Consider the following 24,610-nt stretch of genomic DNA (forward strand, 5'->3'; position numbering starts at 1 on the left):
ACGGCGATCAGTATGTCCGAAACATTCCTTGTTGACGCGTAACAAACCGGCATTTATGGGCAATTCGCATAGGGTGCTGCCATGCGCGGAATTCTCCTGGCCGGGGGTACCGGCTCGCGACTGTGGCCACTGACCCGCTCGGTGTCGAAGCAACTGCTGCCGGTTTTCGACAAGCCGATGGTCTATTACCCGCTTTCCACACTGGTGATGGCCGGTGTGCGCGAGATCCTGATCATCACCACCCCCGAAGACCAGTACCAGTTCCGCCGCTTGCTCGGCGACGGCCGTCAACTCGGCCTGCGGCTGGAGTACATGGCGCAGGAGCGCCCGGAGGGAATCGCCCAGGCATTCCTCCTCGGGGCGGACTTCATCGGCGACGAGTCGGTGGCCCTGATCCTGGGCGACAACATCTTCTACGGGAGTGGCCTCGGCACGCGGCTGGCCCGCCACGACGACCTCAAGGGCGGGAGGGTATTCGCCTACCAGGTCGCCAACCCCTCGGCCTACGGCGTGGTGGAGTTCGACGAGTCGGGCCGGGCGCTGTCCATCGAGGAGAAACCGGCAAGGCCGAAGTCCCGTTACGCCGTGCCCGGTCTCTACTTCTACGACCATCACGTCGTGGAGATCGCCCGCGGTCTGCGGCCCAGCGCCCGGGGCGAGTTGGAGATCTCCGACCTCAACCGGGTCTATCTGGAGGCCGGGACGCTGCAGGTCACCCGGCTGGACCGCGGCACCGCGTGGCTGGACACCGGGACCTTCACTTCGATGATGCAGGCGTCGGAATTCGTCCGGGTGATCGAGGAGCGCCAGGGCTTCAAGGTCGGGTGCGTGGAGGAAGCGGTGTGGCGGGCCGGCCTGATCGACGACGACCGGCTCCGGGAACTGGCCCGGCCCCTGCTCAAGAGCGGATACGGCCACTACCTGCTGGGGCTGCTGGAGGACTACCGGCATGTCGTCGTGCCGCAAAGAGGCGGCGGAGCGCGCCACGAAGAACCGATGGGCCGTCCCTGAACGGAATGCGCGACGGAAAGGAGCATTCACTTGGAGCCACTGGGTATCGAAGGGGCCTGGGTGGACACGCCCAAGGTGTTCACGGACATCAGGGGCAGATTCCATGAGTGGTTCAAGGGGAAACAGTTCCGTGATTCCACGGGCCAAGCACTCCGACTCGAGCAGGCCAACTGCTCCCGTTCCGTTCTCGGCACTCTGCGCGGTGTCCACTACGCATCGGTCCCACCGGGCCAGGCCAAGTTCGTCACCTGTGTCAGCGGCGCCGTCCTCGATGTGGTGGTCGACATTCGCACCGGCTCTCCGAGCTTCGGGAAGTGGGAAGCGGTCAGGCTCGACGACACGACACACAGCTGCGTCTACATCTCGGAGGGGCTGGGCCACGCCTTCATGGCGCTGGAGGACAATTCCACCGTCGTCTACCTCTGTTCCGAGGGTTATGCACCGCAGCGCGAGTACGGGATCAACCCGCTCGACCCCGAGTTGGCCATCGCCTGGCCCGGGGAACTCGCCCCCCGCCTTTCCGGCAAGGACGCCGCCGCGCCGACGTTGGAGGAAGCCGGGCGACAAGGTCTGCTGCCTTCCTTCGAGGACTGCACCGGGTATCGCAGAGGGCTCGCCAAGGCAATCCGAGAGGAATGAACGCAGAAAGCAGGTCCATTGAGGCCGCACGGGTGATCCTCGCGCAAGTCGCGGGCGTGACCCGTGACCTTTCAATTGCCGCGAGTTTAAGAATGGATTTGTCCGTAGCCAGAGGCGACGTGACGCGCATGCGAAAAATGCGCACCGGGTGCGCGCGCTTGCGGTCTGACTCTCTCCCAGTTACTGAGGAAGGTTCTCTTGAACCGTAGAACGATCCGAAGTTCACGCCTGAGGTCCGCCACGCTGGTGTCCGCGGGCGCTCTCGCGGTGGCGCTCAACGTTGTGCCGAGCACGGTGGCCATCGCCGACGCCATCCAGAGGTCGGGCGTCGACACGACCGTCTCCCATGCGGTGCCCGCCGGCGGCAAGGGCCACAGCAGGGGTGACCGGGGCCCCCAGGGCCCCCAGGGCAAGCCCGGCAAGCCCGGCAAGCCGGGTCATGACGGCAAGCCCGGCAAGCGGGGTCCGCAGGGTGCGCAGGGTGCGCAGGGCGCTCAGGGTGCGCAGGGCGCGCAGGGTGCTCGGGGTCCGCAGGGTCCGCAGGGTCCGCAGGGTCCGCAGGGTGCGCAGGGTGCTCGGGGTGCCCAAGGTGCCCAGGGCGCGCAGGGTGCTCAGGGCGCGCAGGGTGCTCAGGGCGCGCAGGGCGCTCAGGGCGCGCAGGGCGCTCGGGGTCCGCAGGGACCGCAGGGACCGCAGGGTGCGCAGGGTGCGCAGGGTGCGCAGGGTGCGCAGGGCGCTCGGGGTCCGCAGGGACCGCAGGGACCGCAGGGTCCGCAGGGACCGCAGGGTCCGCAGGGCGCTCAGGGAGCCCAGGGTGCCCAGGGAGCGCAGGGTGCCCAGGGTGCTCGCGGTGCACAGGGCGCGCAGGGTGCTCAGGGTGCTCAGGGAGCCCAGGGAGCTCAGGGTGCTCAGGGTGCCCAGGGTGCTCGCGGTGCACAGGGCGCGCAGGGTGCTCAGGGAGCCCAGGGCGCTCAGGGTGCTCAGGGAGCCCAGGGTGCTCAGGGTGCCCAGGGTGCTCGGGGTCCGCAGGGTCCGCAGGGTGCTCAGGGTGCTCAGGGCGCGCAGGGTGCCCAGGGTGCCCAGGGTGCCCAGGGTGCTCAGGGCGCACAGGGTGCTCAGGGCGCACAGGGTGCTCAGGGTCCCGCGGGTATCAAGACGTACGTCCGGAGCAACTCCTTCAATCCCCCGGACCAGTCGGCGATTGCCACGTGCGACACCGGCGACATCGCCACCGGCGGCGGATACTTCTCGGAGGCCGGCGCCAACGTCTCGCTCAACAGGCCCATTCCCTTCACTTCAGGGAGCACCCCCATCGGATGGCAGGCCGGCAGCGCGCCTACCCCACCCGGTGCGCCGGAGCCCGCCCCGCCGAACGACACCTTCGTCTACGTGGTCTGCGCCGACATCACCCCGTAACTCCCACGCGAACGGCGGCAGTGCGCCAACAGCCGTCCGCTTCACCTGGGAACGAACGACGGTGCCCCGAGGCTTCGGCCTCGCGGGCACCGTCCGCGTTGTGTCCGCGCCCGCGACCGGCGTCTGAAGCCTTGGTGCCGGACCCCGGACAGCAAGAAAGACTCGGAGAACTATGCACATCCTTGTGACCGGCGGCGCTGGATTCATTGGCTCGGAATACGTCCGCCGGCATCTGAATTCGGACCCGACGGCGCGGATTACCGTCCTCGACAAACTCACCTATTCGGGGGTCGAGGCCAATCTGGCACCGGTGGCGGAACACTCGGGCTACACCTTCGTCCGGGGCGACATCTGCGACCCGGACGTGGTCGACCAGGTGATGGCGGGCCAGGACGCGGTGGTCCATTTCGCCGCCGAGTCGCACGTGGACCGCTCGATCGACGGGGCCGGTCCGTTCGTCCGCACCAACGTGATGGGCACGCAGGTGCTCCTGGACGCGGCCCACCGGCACGGTGTCGGCCGCTTCGTCCACGTCTCCACCGATGAGGTCTACGGCTCGATCAGCGAAGGCGCATGGACCGAGCGGTGGCCCCTGGCGCCGAACTCCCCGTACTCCGCGTCGAAAGCCGGCTCCGACCTGCTGGCTCTCGCCTACCACCGCACCCACGGCCTGGACGTCGTGATCACCCGGTGCTCCAACAACTACGGGCCGTACCAGTTCCCCGAGAAGGTCATCCCGCTCTTCATCACCAACCTCATCGACGGGAGGACGGTCCCCCTCTACGGAGACGGCCGCAACATCCGCGACTGGGTGCACGTCTTTGACCACTGCCGGGGCATCGACCTGGTCCTGCACGGCGGCAGGGCCGGGGAGGTCTACAACATCGGCGGCGGGACCGAGCTGAGCAACCACAAGCTCACCGGCCTGCTGCTGGACGCGGTCGGCGCGGGCTGGGACCGCGTCGAGTACGTGGCCGACCGCAAGGGCCACGACCTGCGCTACTCGCTGGACGACAGCAAGATCCGAGAACACCTCGGCTATGCCCCGCAGGTGTCCTTCACGGAGGGCCTGGCCACCACGGTCGCCTGGTACCGCGCACACCGCTCCTGGTGGGAGCCGCTCAAGGAGAGGGCCGCGCTGCGATGACCACGAGCTGGCTGGTGACCGGCGCACACGGGCTCCTCGGCCAGGACATGCTGGCCGAGCTCGCCGCCGATCCGGCCGCCACGGTGACGGGACTGGGCCGGGACAGGCTCGACATCACGGACCTGGCAGCCGTCCGCGCCGCCGTCGCCGGTCACCGAGTGGTCGTCAACTGCGCCGCGTGGACGGATGTCGACGGCGCCGAGCGGTCCGAGGCGGCGGCCACGGCCGTGAACGGCACGGGCGTCCGCCACCTCGCACGCGCCTGCGCGGACAGCGGCGCGCGCCTGCTCCACATTTCCACCGACTACGTGTTCCCGGGCGACGCCCGTCATCCGTACCCCGAAGACGCTCCGACGGGGCCCGTCAACGCGTACGGGCGAAGCAAACTGGCGGGGGAGCGGGCAGTCGTCGAACTGCTGCCCCGCGCCGGCTACGTCGTGCGCACCGCCTGGCTCTACGGCGCGCACGGCCCGAACTTCGTGGCCACCATGCTCGAACTCGCGGCCCGGCACGACACTTTGGACGTGGTGGCCGACCAGCACGGCCAGCCGACCTGGTCCCGGGCGCTCGCCCGCCGACTGGCCGCCCTCGGCCGTGCCGCGCTGACCGGACAGGCACCGGCCGGCATCTACCACGGCACGGCGGCCGACCGCACCACATGGTGCGGTCTGGCGCGTGAGACCTTCCGGCTCAGCGGCCTCGATCCCGAGCGGATCCGCCCGGTCGGGTCGGACAAGTTTCCGCGTCCGGCCGCCCGCCCGGTCTTCGGCGTGCTCGGCCACGGCAACTGGCTGCGGGCCGGCCTCGCCCCCCTCCCCCCGTGGGACGAGCAGTTGACGGCCGCCCTGAAGGAACCCGCGTTCGCCGACCTGGCCGCGGCGGCGCGCGCGAGCGTCCGCCACACGTAGAAGGCGCCCTGCGGAACCGGACGGTCCGCAGGGCGCCTTCCGGGGCGCCGGTCACTCACCGACCCACGGACCCCCGGAACCATTGCGGCACTTGGGAAAGAACCCCGGGATCGACCGCCACCGCATGACGGAACGCATCCTCGGCCTCGCCGTTGCGCTTCTGCTCCGCCAGGAGATAACCCAGTTGCAGATAGAGCGACGTGGCCTTCGGATCGGCGTTCGCGCCACGCTTCAAGATCTCGATGGCCCGGTCGGGATCGCTCGACTTCAGCAGATTCGCCTCGCTGGAGAGAGCGGACATGAATGACGGATCGGTCTCCAGAGCCTTCTCATAGGCTGCGAGGGCATCCGCCTTCCTGCCGCGCTGCTGCCCGAGGAGGCCGAGGCCGTACCAGGCGAACTTGTTTGTGGGGTCAATTTCCAGTACCTGCCGGTAGTCCCGGGCAGCCCCCACGGAATCCCGTTTGGTCATGCGCTCAAGTGCCGACCGCAACAGTGCGCCCGCCTGCGGGCTGTTCCGGGCCACGGACGCGGCCTTGGATTCCGACAGCACGGTCGACGGGGAGGGAAGCGCCCAGACGGTCACCCCGGTGGCGACCGTCGCCGTCACGGCGAGCCCTGCCCACAATCTCGTACGGTTCACGTGGTCACTTTTCGTGGAAGGTGGCGGACGGATGGAGTTGGCGTGTCTCAGGTCGTCGGCACCGACGTTACGAGGCGCCCCCGACGGTGCCGTCGTACGGCAGGCGCAGGGGGCATTCAGACCACTCGAATGCACGAGTCCTGAGAATGGTTGCGGCCCCGCCTCTTTGCTTGGCTTTCACCGGCTGGATTGGATGGGACCCGTGAAGTCAACGGTCTGTCTCAACATGATCGTCAAGGACGAGGCTCCGGTGATCCGGCGTTGTCTCGAATCCGTACGGCCCCTGATCGACACCTGGGTCATCGTGGACACCGGCTCGACCGACGGCACGCAGGACGTCATCCGCGACGTCTACAGCGACCTGCCCGGCGAACTGTACGAACGGCCCTGGAAAGGGTTCGACGGCAGCCGTACCGAGGCGATCGAACTCGCCCGTGCCCGCGCGGATTACCTGCTCTTCATGGACGCCGACGACATGATGGAGGCGGCGCCCGGCTCTCGCATGCCCGAGCTGACTCTCGACGCCTACCGGCTCAGCATCAGAAGCGGGCGCTACATGCACCGGCGCCGCGCCCTGGTCTCGACCCGGCTGCCGTGGCGGTACGTAGGTGTCCTGCACGAGTACCTCGACTGCGGTTCGCGGTACAGCCTCGGGAACCTGGAGGGCGCCACCATCGTCGTCATGGGCGGCGGGGGACGCAGCAGGGGGAAAAGCCTGCGGGAGAAGTACCTGGGCGATGTCGAGATCCTCCAGCAGGGTCTGATCAAGGAGCCCGGCAACGAGCGCTATGTGTTCTACCTGGCCCAGAGCTGGAGCAACGTGGGTGAGATCGAGAAGGCGATCGAAGCCTACGACCGCCGGGCGGGCATGGGCGGCTGGGACGAGGAGGTCTTCTGGGCCCGCCTGTTCGCCGCACAGTTGGCCGAGAAGCTGGAGCGGCCGCCGGCCGAGGTGATGGACCGCTACCTCGGTGCGCACGAGAGCCGTCCCACCCGCGCCGAAGCACTCGGTGAGCTCGCGCGCTGGTGCCGCCTCAACGGGCAGCGGTGGCCGCTCGCCCACCTGTTCGCGCGGCAGGCGGCACGCCTCCCGTATCCGAGGAACGACCACCTGTTCGTGGAGTCCGACTGGTACCACTGGCGCGCACTCGACGAACTGGGTGTGTCCGCCTACTGGGTGGGGGAGTACGAGGAATCGGAGGACTGCTGTGAACGCCTGCTGACAGGCGGCAAGTTGCCCGCCGAACATCGTGACCGCGTGCTCCAGAATCTGGAGCTCTCACGACGCCACCTGCGCTCGAAGCAACTCGCCGGGGCGAAGCAACGCGTCGGAGTCTGAAACGGTGTGAGTCCGGCCCACACGCGTCAAAGGCGCCCGGTGGACCCCCACGGTCCACCGGGCGCCTGCCGTTTCGCGCGACCTAGACCAGCAGCTTCCCGCCGCACCGCGCGGCGCCTTCCTTCATCGCGATGAGGTTGGCGACCACGTACGAGATGTCGTTCTTGGAGTGCCAGTCGCTCGGGAAGTAGGTGACCAGCCGTGAAGACTGGAACCTGGCCTCGAGGTCCGGCACGAAGGTGCGGTACTGGTTGTCGGTGTAGTACCAGAACGAGTTCTCGTTGTAGTAGGCGACGTGCGTCGGGTCCTGGTACGCGCCGCGGCCGTCGGAGCTGGGCGTCATGGTGAGGAGCATGCCGCCGGGCGCGAGCAGCCGGTACAGCTCGTTGATCAGCGGCACCTTGTTGGGCACGTACTCGAGGAAGTCCACTGCCCGCACCACCCCGACGGAGTCGTCGGGCAGGTCCAGCTTCTCGGGCAGGGTCGCGACGATGTCGACGCCATCGGCATTCCGCCGGTCCACGCCGACGTAGCCCGGCGGCTTCCGGTGGGCCGCGCCGAGGTCCAGCGCGAGCAGTCCGCGCCGGTAGGTCCACGCAAGGGCGTTGGCCTCGATGTATTTGTCGTACAGGGCCACCGTCTCGCGCTGGATGTGCGCGTTGATCTCCGGGTCGCTCTGGGTGTTCCCGGGGTGAACCCGCTGGAGGTAGAGGCAGCTGTTGATGTGATGGAAGTCGCCGAGGTGGAAGAGGCGGCACATCAGGTCCTGGTCGTCCAGAACCGTACGCTCGGCGTCGTACCCGCCGACCTTCTCGTAGCTCTTCCTGCGGAACGCGCGCACGTGGTTGGGCGCGTACCAGATGTAGGCGACGTTGTGCGGCGTCGGCGCCAGGGAGACGACCTGCAGCACCTTGCGGCCGTCGACGTCCACCTCCTCGTACTGCCAGCCGAACGTCTCGTCGAAGCGGCTGTCGTCCCGCTTCCCGTCCTCCGTGATCTGCGCGGTGTTGCTGTAGACGAAGACGGCCTCGGGGTTTTCGTCGAACACCTTGCCGAGCTCCGCCAGGCACGCCTTCGCCAGCAGGTCGTCGTGGTCGAGTTCCACGAGGATCTCGCCGCGCGCCAGTTCACAGGCCCTGCGCTTGGCGGCCCCCACCCCGTTGACGTCGTCCGCGATTTCGACGCGGACCCGGTCGTCGGGTCGTTCCGGCCGCCAGCGGGCGCCGTTGTTGAGCAGGACGATCCACTCCCAGTCCGGACAGGTCTGCGCCTGCAGGGACGCCAGGCACTCATCGAGGAAACGGGGCCGGTGGCTGGGGGTGAAGACGGAGAACCTCGGTGTCGCGGTCGACGTCATCTGTTGCTCCCTGCTTGGCTCGATCTCGGTGAGGGGGTTGAGGAATCAGGAATCACCGGAATTCCTCCGGTACTTCGGAACGCAGTGTGGGATCACTTGCGACCGCACGACGGAACTCGTCCGCTGCGTCTTTGTCACGTTTCTTCTGCGCCCAGATGCGACCGAGGTGCAGATGTGCCGTGGCTGCCTTGGGATTGCCGGCAATGACACGCTTCAGTAGTTTGCCGGCCTGGTCGGGATCGCTCGGCTCCAGCAGCAGCGCCTCGTTGAAGAGAGCCGACTCGAAGGCCGGATCGATCTTCAGGGCCTTGTCGTAGTCCGCACGGGCATCGGCCACCCTGTCGGCCTCATGCGCCATGACTCCCAGGTTGTACCAGGCGAACTTGTTCTGCGGGTCGAGCTCCAGGACGCGCCGGTAGGTACGGTCGGCCCTCTCGAGGTCGTGGTTCTCCTGCTGCGCAATGCCGGCCTGCAAGAGCATATCGGCGTCCTGGAGGTTCTGGTCCGCTGATGACGGCGCCTTGGAATCCGGCGGCGCCGCTGCCGAGTAGGAATGAATCGCCCACGACGTCACTCCGGTGGCAACTGCAGCCACACCGAAGAGCCCTGCCAACAATTGCCTATGTTTCACTTTGTCACATCTCGTGGAATAGTGAGGGACGATGGGGTCTCGGAATCCGAACCACCGTCATTTCCACCGACGTTACGAGGCAATGGTGTTGCGGCCGCCGTTTGGCGGGCACTTGGGGTGTGCAGTCCACCCGAATGTACGCGTCGCGCGCACAAAAAATGGCGCCCGGTCCGCGCGTCGCTGCGGGTGCACGCGGACCGGGGCCGTCGAGGGAACCCCGGGGGAGGGGTCAGTGGGCCGCGCTGAGTTCCTTCGGGTCGGCCAGTGCGGCGGTGTGCGCGTCCATGCGTTCAGCGGACAGGATCGCCGCCGCCGTATCGGCGCGGGAGGCCGCGACGACGAGGGCGCGACCGGCGAGGGTGTGGGCCCGCTCGTGCAGGGCCGTCGGCCGGGGGCCGGGCGCGGTGCCGGTTGCGCGAACCGGTGTACGCCCGCTCCGCAGCCGGGCCACCTGCTCGGCGAGCCGTTCGGCGGCCGTGTCCAAGTCGGCGGAGGGCGCGAGCGCCCGCAGTTCGTCCGTGACGGCGAGCAGGGCCGCGAGGTGTCCCGCGAGCTGGATGTCCAGCTCCTCCTCGCGCGACCGGTGGGGGAAGTCCGAGGTGGTGCCGGCCATCGTGCTGTGCACGGACCTGCGGGAAGGCCCGGTGCGGATCGGTTCGTACATGGGATGGCCTCCTGTGCTCTGACAGGAAGCCATCCTAGCTTAGATTTCGTCTAAAGTTGAGTCCGGTCACGGATTGCGGTCCAGCGGCTACGGCCGGCTGTATCCGTCTACGGCTGGCTGTATCCGTCCAGGAAGTTGCCGATCCGGGTCACCGCGTCGCGCAGGTCCCCGGTCGACGGCAGTGTCACCACGCGGAAGTGGTCCGGCTCCGGCCAGTTGAACCCGGTGCCCTGGACGACCATGATCTTCTCCCGGCGGAGGAGGTCGAGGACCATCCGGCGGTCGTCCTTGATCTTGAAGACCTGGGGGTCCAGGCGCGGGAAGAGGTACAGCGCGCCCTTCGGCCGTACGCACGTCACGCCCGGGATCTGGGTGAGCAGTTCGTAGGCGGTGTCCACCTGCTCCTTCAGTCGCCCGCCCGGCAGCACCAGGTCGTTGATCGACTGGCGGCCGCTCAGCGCGGCCACGACCCCGTGCTGACCCGGCATGTTCGCGCACAGACGCATGTTCGCCAGGATCGTCAGGCCCTCGATGTAGGAGTCGGCGTGCGCGCGCGGGCCGGAGATCGACATCCAGCCGACCCGGTAGCCGGCCACCCGGTACGCCTTCGACATGCCGTTGAAGGTCAGCGTCAGCAGGTCGGGGGCCACGGCCGCGGTCGGGGTGTGCGTCGCGCCGTCGTAGAGGATCTTGTCGTAGATCTCGTCCGAGCAGACCAGCAGGTTGTGGCGGCGGGCGATGTCCGTCAGGCCCTTGAGTACCGACTCGTCGTACACCGCGCCCGTCGGGTTGTTCGGGTTGATGATGACGATCGCCTTGGTGCGGTCGGTGACCTTGCGCTCGATGTCGGCGAGGTCGGGCATCCAGTCGGACTGCTCGTCGCAGCGGTAGTGGACCGCCGTACCGCCGGAGAGGGAGACGGCCGCCGTCCACAGGGGGTAGTCCGGGGCCGGTACGAGGACCTCGTCGCCGTCGTCCAGCAGGCCCTGCATCGCCATCACGATCAGCTCGGAGACGCCGTTGCCGATGAAGACGTGCTCGACGTCCGTCTCGATGCCGAGGGTCTGGTTGTGCATGACGACCGCGCGGCGGGCGGCCAGCAGGCCCTTCGCGTCGCCGTAGCCGTGTGCCGTGGAGACGTTGCGGAGGATGTCCTCCAGGATCTCGGGCGGGCACTCGAAGCCGAAGGCGGCGGGGTTGCCGGTGTTGAGCTTCAGGATGCGGTGACCGGCTGCCTCGAGGCGCATCGCCTCCTCGAGAACCGGCCCCCGGATCTCGTAACAGACGTTGGCGAGCTTCGTCGACTGGATCACCTGCATGTCCGTGAGCTTACGGCCCGGTAACGCCCCATGGGCCGTGTTTTCCACCACGTGAGACAGAGCGTTTTGGACTGTTATCGCCGGTAGCTGTCCCAGCTGCCCCTCGGGTACCTAGAATTCCCGGCCATGTCCAGCCATCCCCAGCACGGAAACGGGGCCGAGGGCGTGAACGACGCGAACGACGCGAACGGCACGCCCGAGGTGCACGGCGCCCACCCGGCGGGTCCCGCGGGCGGGGGGCCCGCAGTGGCGCCGAACGTCTACCACCCGCAGGCCGCGGCGGCGCCCGCGTACGACGCGTACGCCGATCCGGCGACCGCGCACGGCTGGCAGAACGCGTACGACGAGACACGCGAGCTGCCCCGGCTGACGGACGAGACGGCGCTCCTGCCGGCTCCCGTGCCGGCCGCCCCGGCGGTCGTGCCGACGGGCGCGCCGGAGGGCGTGCCGACGGGGCAGGGCCGTGCCGCTGCGCGGCGTGCGCGGAGCAGGCGGGGCGCCGCGTCGCGGCGCCGGATCGCGATGGCCGCCGGTGCCGTGGGTGCCGTCTCCCTCGCCGTGATCGCGGGGATGGCCGCCTTCTCGGGGTCCTCGTCGGGCGGGCCGCAGGGCCAGGGCGAGCGCAGCGGTTCGAGCACCAAGGAGGACTCCGGGACGCCCGCCGACCCGAAGTCGTCCGTCGCACCGTCCGCCACGGGCCCCTCGGACGGCGCGGCGCAGGCGCCCGCCGCCTCCGCGAGCGCGACCCCGAAGGTCTCGGCGAGCGACTCCGCGACCGGGGCGGCGAGCGGCGGCCCCTCGCCCGCGTCGTCCGCCTCCGCCCCGGTCACCGGCCGTCCGTCGGCGACCGCCTCTTCGGGTGGCGGCCAGGATGACCAGGGCGGCCAGGGTGACCGTCCCGGGCGCGGCCGGGGCCGAACCAAGTACCCCAAGTAGACGTCTTTTGAGGTGAGTTGAGTATGTGGTCCGCTCCCTGCGGACCGCATACAACTTCTTGCCGCCGTGTCGAGCGCCCCTCACAATGCACATGACAAGACGATAGGTGGCCGGAAGATCTCCGGTCGCTCACGTCTGCAGAGGGGACCCCCACATGAACAAGCCTCTCCTTGCCACGCTCGCCACCCTGGTGATCACCGGGGCGGGCATGGCCCCCGCGGCGGCCGCCACGGCGACGCAGAAGACGGCCACGGAGACGAAGAGCGCGGCACCCACGCTCAAGGCCGTCAACTTCGCCGGCACCGTCTCGCTCAGCAACTGCTCCGGCTCCGTCATCCGCTTCCCGGCCTCCGCGGACAGCGACCCGGCGCTGGTGATGACCAACGGCCACTGCCTGGAGACCGGCTTCCCGGAGCCCGGCGAGGTCATCGTCGACCAGGCCTCCAGCCGCAGCTTCGGTCTGCTCAACGCGTCGGCCACACGGGTCGGGACACTGCGCGCCAGCAAGGTCGCGTACTCGACGATGACCGACACGGACGTCACGATCTACCAGCTGACCCGGACGTACGCGCAGATCAAGAGCTCGTACGGGATCAACGCGCTGACGGTGCAGGACACGCACCCGACCGCCGGTACCGCCATCACCGTCGTCTCCGGCTACTGGAAGCGGACCTACGCCTGCAACGTCGACGGGTTCGTCTACCGCCTCAAGGAGGGCAGCTGGACCTGGAAGGACTCGGTCCGCTACACCTCCGCATGCAAGACCATCGGCGGCACCTCGGGGTCCCCGGTCATCGACAACGCCACCGGCAAGGTCGTCGCCGTCAACAACACCGGCAACGAGGACGGCGAGCGCTGCACCGACAACAACCCGTGCGAGGTCGACGCCGGCGGCAACGTGACCGTCCACTACGGCATCAACTACGCCCAGGAGACCTACAACATCCCGGCCTGCTTCACCACCGGCAACAAGCTGGACCTGAACGCCGGCGGCTGCACCCTGCCCAAGCCGTAGCGGGGAGCGGGGCGCGGGCGGTCACACCGGAGCCCGGCGGACCGCCCGCCCCGCCAGTACGTCCGTCCGGCGCCCGTCCTCGATCACGAACCGGCCGTCGACCAGGACGTGGAGGATGCCGGAGGGCAGCGCGCGCGGCTGCTCGAAGGTGGACCCCGCCGCGACCGTCTCCGGGTCGAACAGGACCAGGTCGGCGCGGTATCCCTCGCGGACCAGCCCGCGGTCCGGCAGGCGCAGCCGGGCCGCGGGCCGTGCGGTGAGACGGGCGACGCACTCCTCAAGGGACAGCACGCCCAGCTCCCGCACATACCGGCCGAGGTAGTGCGGGAAGGTGCCGTAGGCCCGGGGATGCGGCTTGGCCCCCTGGAGGATGCCGTCCGAGCCGCCGGTGTGCGTGCGGTGCCGCATGATCGCCCGGACGTTCTCCTCGTGGCCGACGTGGTGCAGGATCGTCGGACCCAGCCGGTCCTGGACCAGCAGCCGGCGCGCGGTCGTCCAGGGGGCCTCGCCGCGCAGCTGCGCCGACTCCTCGACCGTACGGCCGACGTACTCCCCGAGCGCCGGGTCGGCCACGCCCGAGATCTCGATCGTGTCCCAGTCCACGGGCACGCCGTGGCAGCCGTCCGCGCCGACGACCTCCAGGTGGTGCCGGATCCGCTCGGCGGCCGCCTCGTCGGTGAGCCGCCCGAGGACCGCCTCCGGGCCGCCCTCGCCCGCCCAGCTCGGCAGCAGCGCGGCGAGCGTCGTGCAGCCGGGGGTGTAGGGGTAGGTGTCGAGGCTGATGTCCGCCCCGGCCGCCAGGGCGTCGTCGAGCAGCGCGAGGAGCTCGGGCGCCCGGCCCTCGTTGACGCCGAAGTTCATGGTGGCGTGGGCCAGATGCAGCGGGCAGCCCGCCTGCCGGGCCAGCTCCACCATCTCCGCGTACGCCTCCAGGGCGCCCGCACCGTACGAGCGGTGGTGCGGGCAGTAGTAGCCGCCGTACGACGCCACCACCCGGCACAGCTCGGTCAGTTCGGTGTCCTTGGCGTACATGCCCGGCGTGTAGGTGAGCCCGGACGACATGCCGACCGCGCCCTGTTCCATGCCCTCCGCGACCAGCTGCCGCATCCGGTCGAGCTCCTCGGGCGTTGCCTCCCGGTCCTCCCAGCCGACAGCGAGCGCGCGGACCGTGCCCTGGGGGATGAGATAGGCCGCGTTCACGGCGATTCCGCGGTCGAGCCGGTCCAGGTACCCGCCCACCGACCGCCAGTCGAAGTCGACGTCCTCGCCGTACCCGTTCCAGCCGGTCACCGCCCGGCGTACCTCGTCGAGCGTACGGTCGTCGACCGGCGCGTACGACAGCCCGTCCTGACCGAGGACCTCCAGCGTCACGCCCTGCGCCGCCTTGGCGCTGTGGTCGGGATCGCGCAGCAGGGCGAGGTCGCTGTGGGCGTGCATGTCGATGAAGCCGGGGGAGAGGACCAGGCCCTCGGCTTCCAGCTCCCGCACCGCCCGGGGACGCTGACAGCCTGCGGCCGCCGCCTCCTTGACGATCGAGACGATACGGCCGCCGTCGATCACCACGTCGGCGCGGTACGAGGGCTCCCCGCTGCCGTCCACCACGTCCGCGTCCCGGACGACGAGCTGCTCCACGGGCAGTGACCTCCTAGAAGAACGTACGGATGTAGTCGACGACCGTCCCGTCCGCCTCGGCCACCGGGATCAGCTGCCACTTGTCGAAGGACGTGCAGGGGTGGGACAGGCCGATGCCCAGCCAGTCGCCGACCTCGACGTCCGCCTCCGGACCGGTGCGCAGCCACAGGTGCTGGTCGGACAGGGCGGTCACCTCGATCCCGGCCGCCGGGCGCTCGACGCCTTCCCTGCGTACCACCTGGGCGACGGGCAGGTCGAGGTCGTGGGCGGCATCCCGCTTGCCCGCGTTGACGAACGCCTCGGCCGCCGACGGGCGGGACACCACCTGCGCCCACAGCCGGAACGCCGGCTCCAGGGCACCCTCCTCGGGTACCCGGTTGAACGGGGTCTGCTTGCGGTAGTGCACGTCGTCGTGCGAAACATAGGCGCCCGAGCGCAGCAACTTCAGTACCGGCAGGGAGAGTTCGGGGATCCCGGCGAACACCTCGGCCACCGCGTCGAACCACTCGCTGCCGCCCGCGCTCACCACGATCTCGTCCGCCTCCGCGAACCGCCCCGCCCCGTCGAACTCCACGGCGATGCCGGTCAGCCGGCGCAGCCAGGCCCCCACCGACTCAACGGAGGCGCCGGGGACCTGGGCCTCGTATCCCGCCACGCCCACCAGGCGCAGCGCCCGCGCGTCCGCCACCGCGTCCGCGACCGCCGCGCACTCCGCGTCCGTGCGCACGCCGGTGCGGGCCCCCTCGCCCGCGCCCAGTTCGACGACGACGTCCACCGGGCGGGCGGCGTCGCGCAGCGCCGCGTCCATCAGTTCCACCCCGCGCACGGAGTCGACGTAGCAGATGAAGCGGAAGGACGGGTCGGCGTCGAGCTCGGCCGAGATCCAGCGCAGCGCCGCCGCGTCCACCAGCTCGTTGGCGAGGAACACCCGCTCGACGCCGAACGCCCGCGCTACCCGCACCTGGTGCGGCAGCGCGAGGGTGATGCCCCAGGCGCCGTGCTCGATCTGGCGCCGGAAGAGCTGCGGGGCCATGGAGGTCTTGCCGTGCGGGGCGAAGGCGAGACGGTGGCGGGCCGCGTACGTCTCCATGAGCCCCAGGTTGTGTTCCAGGCGCTCGGCGGACAGCGCGAGGACGGGCGTGGTGAAACCGTCGGTGAAGAGGTTGCGCCGCTCGGCCGCCAGCTCGCCGACGGTCAGGCCGTCCGCGTCCGGGGGAAGGCCTTTGAAGCGGTGGTCGACGCGTTCCTCGGCCAGGCGGGCGAGCGCTTCGGCGCTCATGGAGCCTCCCTCTCAGGATAGTTGCAACATATGCAACGTTCATTGCGTATGTCGCTCATCGGTGTCTAGCATCTCGCCGACAACCGGGTCAACGGAACCGCCGTCGCCCGTCCATCGACAGGAGTCGGGAGTCAGGAGTCATCATCCTGGACGCTACTGACGAGTCGGCCGTCGCCCCCGCCGTCGTGGACGTCGTCGCGCTCGGCGAGTCCATGGTCACGTTCCTGCCCACCCGCCCCGGCCGCCTCGCCGACGTCCCCGCCTTCGACCGCGCCATTGGCGGCGCCGAGTCCAACGTGGCCTGCGTCCTGGCCGCCGCCGGACATCCGGCGCGCTGGGTGAGCCGGGTCGGGGCGGACGGCTTCGGCGACCATCTCGTCGAGACGATCGCGGCCTACGGCGTCGATGTCGCGTCCGTACGGCGCGACCCAAAGCGGCCCACCGGCATCTACTTCCGCACGGCCGGCGACCGGGCGGCCGGCGACCACGAGGTGGCGTACTACCGCGCCGGATCGGCGGCCTCGGCGATGGCTCCGGGGAACGTGGACCTGGCGGCGGTGCGCGCGGCCCGCGTGCTGCACCTGACCGGCATCACGGCCGCCCTCTCCGCGGACTGCCTGGACCTGGTGCGGGCGCTGACCGCCCCCGCGGCCGGGCGGCCGCTGGTCTCCTTCGACGTCAACCACCGGCCGGGACTGTGGCGGGACGGTTCCGGGGCGCGGGTCCTCCTCGAACTGGCGCGCGAGGCCGACATCGTGTTCGTCGGCGAGGACGAGGCGGCTCAGCTGTGGGGCCTCCACGGCCCCGACGCCATCCGCACGGCCTTCCCCGACCCCACGGTGCTGGTCGTCAAACAGGGCGGTGCCGGAGCGACCGTCCACGACAAGGACACCGTTGCCTTCGTCCCCGCCCCCGGCGTCGACGTCGTGGCCGCCGTCGGCGCCGGCGACGCCTTCGCCGGGGGCTTCCTGTCCGCCACCCTGCGCGGCCTCCCCGTACGCGACCGCCTCCGGCACGGCCACCTCATGGCCGCCGCCGCGCTCACCGTCCCCGGCGACCTCGCCGTGCCCCCCTCCCGCGACCACGCCGACCGGCTCGCCGCCCTGGACGAGGGGTCGTGGGGGAGACTTCGACTCGGCCCCGGCTGGACGCAGGCCGATCGGGCCCCGGAGGAGGCAACAACCCCATGAGTCAGACCGTCGACCGCGCACTGAGCATCCTGCCGCTGCTCGCCGAGGGCCCCGCCGACCTCGGTCAGGTCGCCGACCGGCTCGGCGTGCACAAGTCCACCGCGCTGCGCCTGCTGCGCACCCTGCACGAGCACGGCCTCGTCTACCGCCAGTCCGACCAGCGCTACCGGCTCGGCGCCCGTCTCTTCGCCCTCGCCCAGGAGGCGATGGAGAACCTCGACATCCGCGAGATCGCCCACCCCCACCTCGTCCGCCTCAACGAGCAGTGCGGACACACCGTCCATCTCGCGGTGTACGAGGAGAACGAGGTGCTCTACATCGACAAGGTGGAGAGCCGCTACCCCGTGCGCATGTACTCGCGGATCGGCAAGACCGTCGCCGTCACCGTCGCGGCCGTGGCCAAGCTGCTGCTCGCCGATCTGCCCGAACCCGAGCGCCGCGCCGTCGCGGAGAGGCTCGAATACCCCCTCTACACGGCCCGTTCGACACCCAACGCCCCGGCCTACCTGCGGGAGTTGGAGAAGGTACGCGAACAGGGCTGGGCCACCGACCTCGGTGGCCACGAGGAGTCCGTCAACTGTGTCGCGGCCCCCGTCCGGGGCGCCGACGGCCGGGTGGTCGCCGCGATGTCGGTCTCCGCGCCGAACGTCGTCGTCACCGCCGACGAACTCCTCACGCTGCTCCCGCTGGTGCGCCGTACCGCGGACGCGATCAGCGGCGAGTACTCCGGTCGAACTCCGGCAAAGGGCCCCGTTTGACATCGTCCCCCGCCTGAAGCTGATGGCGGGGGGTTCCAGCGGTCGCCCGCCGGGTTCCTGTTTCACCGACGACCGCCCCGTCCGGGAGGACTCCCGTTGAGGTCCCACGCCGTTTCCACAGGCAGACGCCGCCGGCCAGGCGGCCAGGATGTTGCGTGCCGCGTTCACATCACGGTCAGGCACCGTGCCGCACTCGCACGTCCACACCGGTGCGCCCCGGCGGCGAACGGGCCTTCCCTGCCCTGCTCCGCCGGAGCTTCGTTTCCTCCCCGGCCCGAAGGCCGGGGTGCCCACGAAGGAGAGTCCCGATGACGGACAAGATCGCACTCACCCCGAAGACGCACAGCACCCCTCCGGCCAAGTTCTCGTTCGGTGTGCGCAAGGGCAACATCCTCCAGGTGGCCGGCCAGGTCGGTTTCCTCCCGGCCGAGGAGGGCAGGCCCCCGACGCCCGCCGGTCCCACCCTGCGCGAGCAGACCCTCCAGACCTTCGCCAACGTCAAGGCGGTCCTTCAGGAGGGCGGCGCGAGCTGGGACGACGTGATGATGATCCGCGTCTATCTGACGGACACGGCGCACTTCGCGGAGATGAACGAGATCTACAACTCCTATTTCGAGGAGCAGGGGCTCACGCAGGCTCCGGCTGCTCGTACGACGGTGTACGTCGGTCTCCCCGAGGGCCTGCTGATCGAGATCGACGCCCTGGCCGTACTGGGCTGATCGACCGGGACGCGAACCCGACGGCAGGGGCGGCCGGCGTCTTCGTACAGGCGTGGTCCGGGCAGTATGGGCCCTGTGACCGACGACCTCCTCGAAGAGCTGGCCGCCGAGCGAGATCAAGTGCTCGACGCGCTGTCCCAGTTGTCCTCGGACGACCCGGACGCGCCCGCCCTGTGCGGGTACGCGGGCGAGTTGAGCCACCGGCTGTACCTGCTGCGCGCCCGGGGCGACGACGGCGAGGAATTCGCCCTGGCCGTCGAGGCGTTCGAGCACGCCTTCCGCAAGCCCGGCACGGAGCCGGAGTGGTCGGCCTGGCGGATCCGGTTCGGGCATCTGCGGGCCGTGCAGTACGAGGAGCAGGGGGAGCGCCGGCTCCTCGACGAGGCCTGGGAGTCGCTGCGCGACGGGGTCGACGGGCTGCCGTCCGGCGACCCCGACTTCGGCAACGAGCGTGTGTGGGGCCGGTATCTGCTCGCCGTCTGCGCCAAGACGCGCTACCTCGCCGCCCCGGACCCGGACGCCCTCGACGAAGCCCTGCGCCGCCACGCCGACGCACTGGACGACGCGGAACCGGGCGGCGAGGAGGAGGCCGACCTGCGGGCCGCACTGGGCTTCCTCCATCTGCAACGAGCCCGGCGGTACGGCGACTTGGAGGCCGCCGCCGAGTCGGCCGCACACTACCGCGCCGTACTCGGCAGGGCCGCGCCCGCCGACCTCCCGCACATCCGCTACAGCATGGGCCTCGCCACGATGCTGCACGGCCGGGCCACCGTGGACCAGGAGGAATTGGAGACGGCCCGGGACGCCTTCGACACGGCCCTCACCGAGGCCCGCAGGGCGGGCGGCCCGGAGCCCGACTGGGCCTTCGAGGCCGAGGTCAACGCCATCTTCGTACGAGCCATGATCTGGTCCACCTGGAAGGACGTCGGGCACGCCCTCGCCGCCGAGGTCGAACTGCGCCGGTTGCTAGGCCGTCCTGGCGCCGAGGCCGAGTTGCTGCCCCAGTACCTCGACGCGTTCGGGCGGCTGCTGTACGAACGGGCCGCCGAGCGCGACGACGCCGAGGGCCGGGACCGCGGGATCGCGCTGGTACGGCGGGCCGTGACCGAGTGGGACCAGGACCGCGACGGTGAGATCGCGCCGGCCGCCATGTTCCTCGCTCTCTTCCAGCAGGCCCGCTACCAGGACGACCCGGACCCGCGCCGGGCCCAGGACGTCCTGGAGGCGGCCGGACGGCTCCTGAACGGACAGCACGGCAACCATGAACTGACGCAGTCGGCCCGCATGCTGGACGGCTGGGCCCGCTTCACCCTCGCCGAGCACGGTCTCCTCGGCCAGACCGGCGACGGCCTCCCGGAGGGCCTCGACGCCGACGCGTTCCGCGGGACCATCGACACGATGTTCGACGACCTGCGCGAGGGACGTGCCTTCCTCGACTTCGGCGAGGAGGAGTTCCTGCGCGGCATGGAACGGGACGTGACCGGCCGCAAACGCCGTATCGAGGGCTTCGAGAAGGCCCTCGCCCATCTGCGCGCCGCCGAGCCGGGCAGCGCGGGCAGGGCCCAGCTCGCCGCGATGATGCTGTGCAACCTCACCGTCGTCGACCCGGAGGGCACCTACATCACCGCCGAACACCGGCGGGAGCTGACCGAGGCGGTGCTCGAGCGCGCCGAACGGGACCCGGCCTGGCGCGGCCAGGCACACGTCGTCGCGGGCATGGCCCGGCTGCACGAGGAGACGACCGTCGGCTCCGGCGCGGGCCTCGACGAGGTGCTGGCCCACTTCGACCGGGCCCAGGAGGCCGGCGTCCCGGAGGCGGACGGCCACGGCGGCTACGGCCTCGCCATGGCCCGGCTCATGGCACAGACCCAGCGCGGCCAGACCGGCGGCGCCGCCGACGACATGGAGGCGGGCGCGCGGACCTGGCGCCGCCTGCGCGACAATCCCGCCCTGCCCGCGCACCTGCGCCGCATGATGGACCTGCAGCAGGCCGGCTTCGACGCGCACACCGCCGTCCAGCGCGGCGACCTGGCCGCCGCAGACCGGCACATCGCCGCGCTCACCGAGGGCCAGGCCGCCATGAGCGACGAGGACCCCTCCCGCATCGAGATCTACACCGCCCTGGAGAACGCCCGCGCCGCCCGCGACAACCTCGCCCGCACCCTCGGCGCCCCGCCCCTGCCGCCCCTCCCCGGCCGCCCCGGCGCGGCCGAACTGCGCCGCCAGGCCCGCCGGCTGCCCCGCGACCACCGCGCCTGGGTACTCGGCGACGCCGGCATCACCCGCTTCACCCGGGCCGGGGCCGCCCAGGACGGGCCCGGCATCGTGGAGGCGATCGGCCTGCTCAAGGAGGCCCACGAGCTGTCCGAGCCGGGCAGCGACAGCCGGCTGCGGTACGGCCACTGTCTCGGCATCGCCCACTGCGCCCTGTCCGGCCTGGAGTTCGACCGCGTCCGCCGCCGCGAACGGCTGGCCCGGGGCATCGAGTTCCTGGAGCACGGGTTCGCCGAGGCGGGCGGGCCCGAACACCGCCTGTACGCCGAGATCGGCCTCGCGCTCGCCCGTGCCCACCGCACCCGCGACGACCTCCACCGCCGCGACCGCGCCGGCGCCCGCACCCTCGGCCTGAAGTCGCTGCGCGGCCACGCCTGGGCCGCTCTGCTCCAGTCCGGCACCGACCACGCCGCCCTCGCGGCCGCGCACGCCACCCGCTCGGCGCTGGAGGTGGCCGGCTGGTGCCTCAAGGACGACCGCCCCGAGGAGGCGCTCCAGGCCCTCGACGCCTGCCGCGGCCTGGTCCTGCACGCCGCGCTGACCTCCACCGGCGTGCCCGGCCTCCTCACCACGGCGGGCCGGGCCGACCTCGCCGAGGAATGGCGGGCCACGGGCGCGGACGCCGCCGACCGGGCGACCGACCCGCTGACGGCCGTACGCGCACCCCTCGCCGTCCCCAGCACGCTGCGCCGCCGCGTCCTCACCGCGCTCACCGACACCGGGGCGGACGCCCCCCTGGCGGCCCGGCTCCTCGACCCGCCCGCCCCCGACGAGATCGCCGAGGCCCTGCGCGCCCTCGCCAAGGACGCTCTGGTCTACCTGGTCCCGTCTTCCGACGACGCGCCCGGCACCGCCCTGGTCGTCACCTCGAACGGCACCGTGCATGCCCTACCCCTGCCGACGCTCTCGGAGAACGCGGCGCCGCTGAAGGAGTACGCCCCCGCGGGCGCCCTCACCCGCGACCTGGGCCCGGTCCCCGGCTCCGCGTTCGCCGCGGCCCCGCCCTCCCTGCGGGTGCAGCTCGACCGCCTGTGCGGCTGGGCCTGGTACGCCGCCATGCGCCCGCTGCTGGAGGCCTTCGAGATGCCGCAGGGCCGGCTGCCCCGGCTCGTCCTCGTCCCCATGGGGACGCTCGGCCTGGTCCCCTGGCACGCCGCGTGGGAGGCGGGCGGGCCGCGCGGGCGCCAGTACGCCCTCCAGGCCGCGGAGATCTCGTACGCCGCCTCCGCCCGGCTCCTGTGCCAGGTCGCCGCCCGCCCCGCCACCGATCGCACCGGCGGGGCGCTGGTCGTCGGCAACCCCACCGGCGACCTCCACTACGCGGGCGAGGAGGCCGACGCCGTCCAGCGCGTCTTCTATCCCCGGGGCCGCTTCCTCGGGCGCCGCGGGACCGGCCCGGCGGACGGCACGGGCACCCCGGGCGAGGTGCTGGACTGGCTGCGCGAGGGCGCCGACGGGGGAGTGCTGCACCTCGCCTGCCACGCCTCCGTGGCCGCGAACGCCCGCCGCAGCTCGTATCTTTCCCTCAGCGACGGCCGGCTGGCGGCCGAGGAGATCACCGGCGCGGGTGCCGGGGACGGCGGCGGCCCGGCCCTCGTCCTCCTGGCGGCCTGCCGCAGTCATGTCTCCGGCCGGGGTCACAACGAGGCCTACAGCCTCGCCACCGCCTTCCTCGTCGCAGGCGCCCGCTCGGTCGTCGGCTCGCTGTGGCCGGTCCCCGACGAGGCGACCTCGGTGCTGATGTTCCTCACCCACCACTTCCTGCGCACCCACGCGGAACCCCCGGCGAAGGCGCTGCGCCGGGCCCAGCTGTGGATGCTCAACCCCGACCGCGAACTGCCCGCCGAACTCCCTGCGGTCCTGGCCGACCGCGCCCGCCGGATCGACCCGCACGACCTGAGTGCGTGGGCGGGGTTCACTCACCTGGGCCGCTGACCGGCCACGGCACCACTGTGCGCAGCGGGAGGGTGACGGCGGTCCAGCGGCCGGGTCCGCCCCCGGGGACCGGTCCCAGGTCGCGGACGCCGGAGGGGGTCCAGGGATCCCAGGCGGGCAGTTGGAACGGCAGCGTGTTCAACTCCCCTTCCGCGACGATCAGCTTGAGCCAGTCCCGTCCCTCGGCCCCGGGCACGGCCGGACGGCCGCGCGGCAGCGACAGCTGCACGGGCTCGCCGTCCAGCGCGTACCCCGTACGTCCGGGGCCTATGAAGTGCCCGGGATAGAGAAGGGAATGGCAGGCGTAGCTGTCGGTCAGGTCCAGGAGCAGACACCACAGCGTGCGGTCGGGGGAGCTGTTGTGCAGCCGGATCGAGACCCAGGGCGCCTGCCCGCCCGCGTAGGGACAGGTGATCTCCCCGGCGGCGTCCCGTGACAGTGGCTCAGGGGAGCCCCAGGGCGTGATCTCCACCCGCACCAGCCCGTCGAGCAGCGAGGGCCGCGGAGTCAGGTCGCGCAGCAGGTGCCAGCGGGTGAGGTGCGTCAGACAGTCCACGACCCGCCTCGCGTCCGCACCGCCGCCGTACGGCAGAGGCTCGCTGAACGCCGTGCCGTCGCGGCGCAGCACCCCGGCCGCACCGTCCCGTACCCGCACCCGGAAGTGCAGATCACCGGCAGCTTCCGGCCCGTCCACCAACCGCACCAAAGGCGCACCCGAGAGGGCCTCGGCCACCTCCCGTACGGCCGCGGCGGACCCGTCGACCGCCACCGTCCCCGGTGGCGACGCGACCGCCGCGAGCTCCACCGCATAGACCCGCTCCTGCTCCGGGACCCACCCGACGGGCGTGACGAGCGTCCGGGCCGCCCCCACCTCCCAGGCCCGCACGAGGGATCGGCCCGGCTCCTCGCCCACCAGCGCGAACTCAGTCCCCAGTGCCCCCGCACCGTGCACGCTGCCGCAGTCCACCTCCCAGCCGTCCGGCCCGTGGCTCAGCAGATGCGGACTCGGTGCCCTGCCCGCCCCGCCTGCCAGGAACGGCCGGTCCGCCGTGCCGCCCGGCAGATCCGGGTACAGCACCGGCCGCTGCCCGCTCCCGAGACGCTGCACACCCACCGCGGCCGTCGCCAGCAGTTCCCGGCAGGTGGCGTCGTCCCCGGCCGCGCGGGCCGCGCCGACCAGCGCACGCGTGAACGCACCCTGCCGCACCCCGTCGAACCAGCCCTCGAACGACTGCTGGTCGAGCCGGCACGCGGCCAGCAGCAGATGCCGGGGAGGCGTGCGGGAACCCTGCGTGTCACGCGCCCCCAAGTCCCAGGCGGGCAACGGCGGTGCATACCGCGCCGTCAGCTCCGCGTCCCGAGTGGCGCCCCCGGAATGGCAGCAGTCCAGCACCGCCACCACGTGCGCGCCCCCGGCCGCAACCATGTCGAGCAGCGCGCCCAGCCGCTTGTCCAGCAGCGGGCCGTCCACGCACACCAGGGCCTGATTGAGCCCCGTCGCCTCGATCAGCAGGTCGTGGCCGGTGGCCTCCTGCTGGGTGCCGTGCCCGGAGAACCACAGCAGCGCGGTGTCCCCGTCGCCCGCCGCGCCCAGGTGCCGTACGACCGCATCCGTCACCGCATCGACCGTCGCCTCGGCGTCCAACAGGACCATGACGTCGGCCCGTTCGTCCACGATGTCGGTCAACAGCCGGTGTGCCGCGGCAACGTCGTTGGCACAGCCGCCCAGCGGTGTCGCCACGGATTCCGGATAGTCGTCGACCCCGACCAGGAGCGCCTTGATCCTTCCCATGGGGCC

Annotated in this window: 20 protein-coding genes and 1 pseudogene; 11 read left to right on the forward strand and 10 right to left on the reverse strand. The window is 71.1% G+C overall.

Going from position 1 to position 24,610, the window contains the following annotated elements:
- Window positions 1-81: 81 nt before the first annotated feature.
- Window positions 82-1,011 (forward strand): glucose-1-phosphate thymidylyltransferase RfbA, encoded by a 930-nt coding sequence (gene rfbA / locus Q8A52_RS08895; RefSeq protein WP_316747871.1) that lies wholly within the window; start codon window positions 82-84, stop codon window positions 1,009-1,011.
- 30 nt (window positions 1,012-1,041) lie between these two features.
- The gene (locus tag Q8A52_RS08900; protein WP_316747873.1) at window positions 1,042-1,650 is read left to right on the forward strand and encodes a dTDP-4-dehydrorhamnose 3,5-epimerase family protein; all 609 of its coding nucleotides are present in this window, start codon (window positions 1,042-1,044) and stop codon (window positions 1,648-1,650) included.
- Window positions 1,651-1,872: 222 nt separating this feature from the next.
- On the opposite strand, the gene Q8A52_RS08905 is transcribed toward Q8A52_RS08900, so the two are convergent.
- Window positions 1,873-2,238, reverse strand: a complete 366-nt coding sequence (locus tag Q8A52_RS08905; RefSeq protein ID WP_316747875.1) for a hypothetical protein — start codon at window positions 2,236-2,238, stop codon at window positions 1,873-1,875.
- Between the two features lie 1,000 nt (window positions 2,239-3,238).
- Between Q8A52_RS08905 and rfbB the strand changes: the two genes are divergently transcribed.
- On the forward strand, window positions 3,239-4,213 hold the full coding sequence (rfbB, locus tag Q8A52_RS08910; protein WP_316747877.1) for a dTDP-glucose 4,6-dehydratase: 975 nt from the start codon (window positions 3,239-3,241) through the stop codon (window positions 4,211-4,213).
- The gene (rfbD, locus tag Q8A52_RS08915; protein ID WP_316747879.1) at window positions 4,210-5,121 is read left to right on the forward strand and encodes a dTDP-4-dehydrorhamnose reductase; all 912 of its coding nucleotides are present in this window, start codon (window positions 4,210-4,212) and stop codon (window positions 5,119-5,121) included. The genes rfbB and rfbD overlap by 4 nt, the downstream gene beginning before the upstream one ends.
- Before the next feature lie 55 nt (window positions 5,122-5,176).
- Here rfbD and Q8A52_RS08920 read toward each other — a convergent pair whose 3' ends face one another.
- A complete protein-coding gene (locus Q8A52_RS08920; protein ID WP_316747882.1) occupies window positions 5,177-5,731 on the reverse strand; it encodes a tetratricopeptide repeat protein in 555 nt (184 codons plus the stop codon).
- A gap of 235 nt (window positions 5,732-5,966) precedes the next feature.
- Here Q8A52_RS08920 and Q8A52_RS08925 point away from each other — a divergent pair, with 235 nt between their 5' ends.
- Window positions 5,967-7,103, forward strand: a complete 1,137-nt coding sequence (locus Q8A52_RS08925) for a tetratricopeptide repeat-containing glycosyltransferase (protein ID WP_316747884.1) — start codon at window positions 5,967-5,969, stop codon at window positions 7,101-7,103.
- An 82-nt stretch (window positions 7,104-7,185) separates the two neighbouring features.
- Here Q8A52_RS08925 and Q8A52_RS08930 read toward each other — a convergent pair whose 3' ends face one another.
- The 4 genes from Q8A52_RS08930 to Q8A52_RS08945 form a co-directional block, all read right to left on the reverse strand.
- Window positions 7,186-8,460, reverse strand: a complete 1,275-nt coding sequence (locus Q8A52_RS08930) for a glycosyltransferase (RefSeq protein WP_316747886.1) — start codon at window positions 8,458-8,460, stop codon at window positions 7,186-7,188.
- A gap of 52 nt (window positions 8,461-8,512) precedes the next feature.
- Window positions 8,513-9,055: a tetratricopeptide repeat protein gene (locus Q8A52_RS08935; protein WP_316747888.1), complete on the reverse strand. Its 543-nt coding sequence runs from the start codon at window positions 9,053-9,055 to the stop codon at window positions 8,513-8,515.
- 265 nt (window positions 9,056-9,320) lie between these two features.
- On the reverse strand, window positions 9,321-9,755 hold the full coding sequence (locus tag Q8A52_RS08940) for an SCO4983 family protein (RefSeq protein ID WP_316747890.1): 435 nt from the start codon (window positions 9,753-9,755) through the stop codon (window positions 9,321-9,323).
- A 107-nt stretch (window positions 9,756-9,862) separates the two neighbouring features.
- A complete protein-coding gene (locus Q8A52_RS08945) occupies window positions 9,863-11,074 on the reverse strand; it encodes a pyridoxal phosphate-dependent aminotransferase (RefSeq protein ID WP_316747893.1) in 1,212 nt (403 codons plus the stop codon).
- 126 nt (window positions 11,075-11,200) lie between these two features.
- Between Q8A52_RS08945 and Q8A52_RS08950 the strand changes: the two genes are divergently transcribed.
- Complete coding sequence (locus tag Q8A52_RS08950) at window positions 11,201-12,010, forward strand: hypothetical protein (RefSeq protein ID WP_316747895.1); 810 nt, start codon at window positions 11,201-11,203, stop codon at window positions 12,008-12,010.
- A gap of 154 nt (window positions 12,011-12,164) precedes the next feature.
- Window positions 12,165-13,025 (forward strand): S1 family peptidase, encoded by an 861-nt coding sequence (locus tag Q8A52_RS08955; RefSeq protein ID WP_316747897.1) that lies wholly within the window; start codon window positions 12,165-12,167, stop codon window positions 13,023-13,025.
- Between the two features lie 21 nt (window positions 13,026-13,046).
- On the opposite strand, the gene Q8A52_RS08960 is transcribed toward Q8A52_RS08955, so the two are convergent.
- Window positions 13,047-14,657 (reverse strand): N-acyl-D-amino-acid deacylase family protein, encoded by a 1,611-nt coding sequence (locus Q8A52_RS08960; RefSeq protein ID WP_316747899.1) that lies wholly within the window; start codon window positions 14,655-14,657, stop codon window positions 13,047-13,049.
- Window positions 14,658-14,670: 13 nt separating this feature from the next.
- Window positions 14,671-15,936, reverse strand: coding sequence for an alanine racemase (locus Q8A52_RS08965; protein ID WP_316747901.1), 1,266 nt, complete (start codon window positions 15,934-15,936; stop codon window positions 14,671-14,673).
- Window positions 15,937-16,121: 185 nt separating this feature from the next.
- Between Q8A52_RS08965 and Q8A52_RS08970 the strand changes: the two genes are divergently transcribed.
- Together Q8A52_RS08970 and Q8A52_RS08975 are read left to right on the forward strand one after the other, a co-directional pair.
- On the forward strand, window positions 16,122-17,126 hold the full coding sequence (locus tag Q8A52_RS08970) for a sugar kinase (protein ID WP_316747903.1): 1,005 nt from the start codon (window positions 16,122-16,124) through the stop codon (window positions 17,124-17,126).
- Window positions 17,123-17,884 (forward strand): IclR family transcriptional regulator, encoded by a 762-nt coding sequence (locus Q8A52_RS08975; RefSeq protein ID WP_316747905.1) that lies wholly within the window; start codon window positions 17,123-17,125, stop codon window positions 17,882-17,884. Before Q8A52_RS08970 ends, Q8A52_RS08975 begins: the two co-directional genes overlap by 4 nt.
- Here the strand turns inward: Q8A52_RS08975 and Q8A52_RS08980 are convergent.
- Window positions 17,838-18,088: pseudogene (locus tag Q8A52_RS08980) on the reverse strand (hypothetical protein); the annotation flags it as partial. The gene Q8A52_RS08975 and the pseudogene Q8A52_RS08980 overlap by 47 nt on opposite strands.
- Window positions 18,089-18,192: 104 nt before the next feature.
- On the opposite strand from Q8A52_RS08980, the gene Q8A52_RS08985 reads away from it, so the two are divergent.
- Both Q8A52_RS08985 and Q8A52_RS08990 read left to right on the forward strand, forming a co-directional pair.
- Window positions 18,193-18,603, forward strand: a complete 411-nt coding sequence (locus Q8A52_RS08985; protein WP_316747907.1) for a RidA family protein — start codon at window positions 18,193-18,195, stop codon at window positions 18,601-18,603.
- Window positions 18,604-18,669: 66 nt separating this feature from the next.
- Window positions 18,670-22,812, forward strand: coding sequence for a CHAT domain-containing protein (locus tag Q8A52_RS08990; protein WP_408649180.1), 4,143 nt, complete (start codon window positions 18,670-18,672; stop codon window positions 22,810-22,812).
- On the opposite strand, the gene Q8A52_RS08995 is transcribed toward Q8A52_RS08990, so the two are convergent.
- Complete coding sequence (locus tag Q8A52_RS08995) at window positions 22,793-24,604, reverse strand: caspase family protein (RefSeq protein WP_316747911.1); 1,812 nt, start codon at window positions 24,602-24,604, stop codon at window positions 22,793-22,795. The two genes, Q8A52_RS08990 and Q8A52_RS08995, sit on opposite strands and share 20 nt — an antisense overlap.
- Window positions 24,605-24,610: the final 6 nt, after the last annotated feature.

The sequence above is a fragment of the Streptomyces herbicida genome (genome assembly GCF_032656585.1).
Taxonomy (GTDB): Bacteria; Actinomycetota; Actinomycetes; order Streptomycetales; family Streptomycetaceae; genus Streptomyces; species Streptomyces herbicida.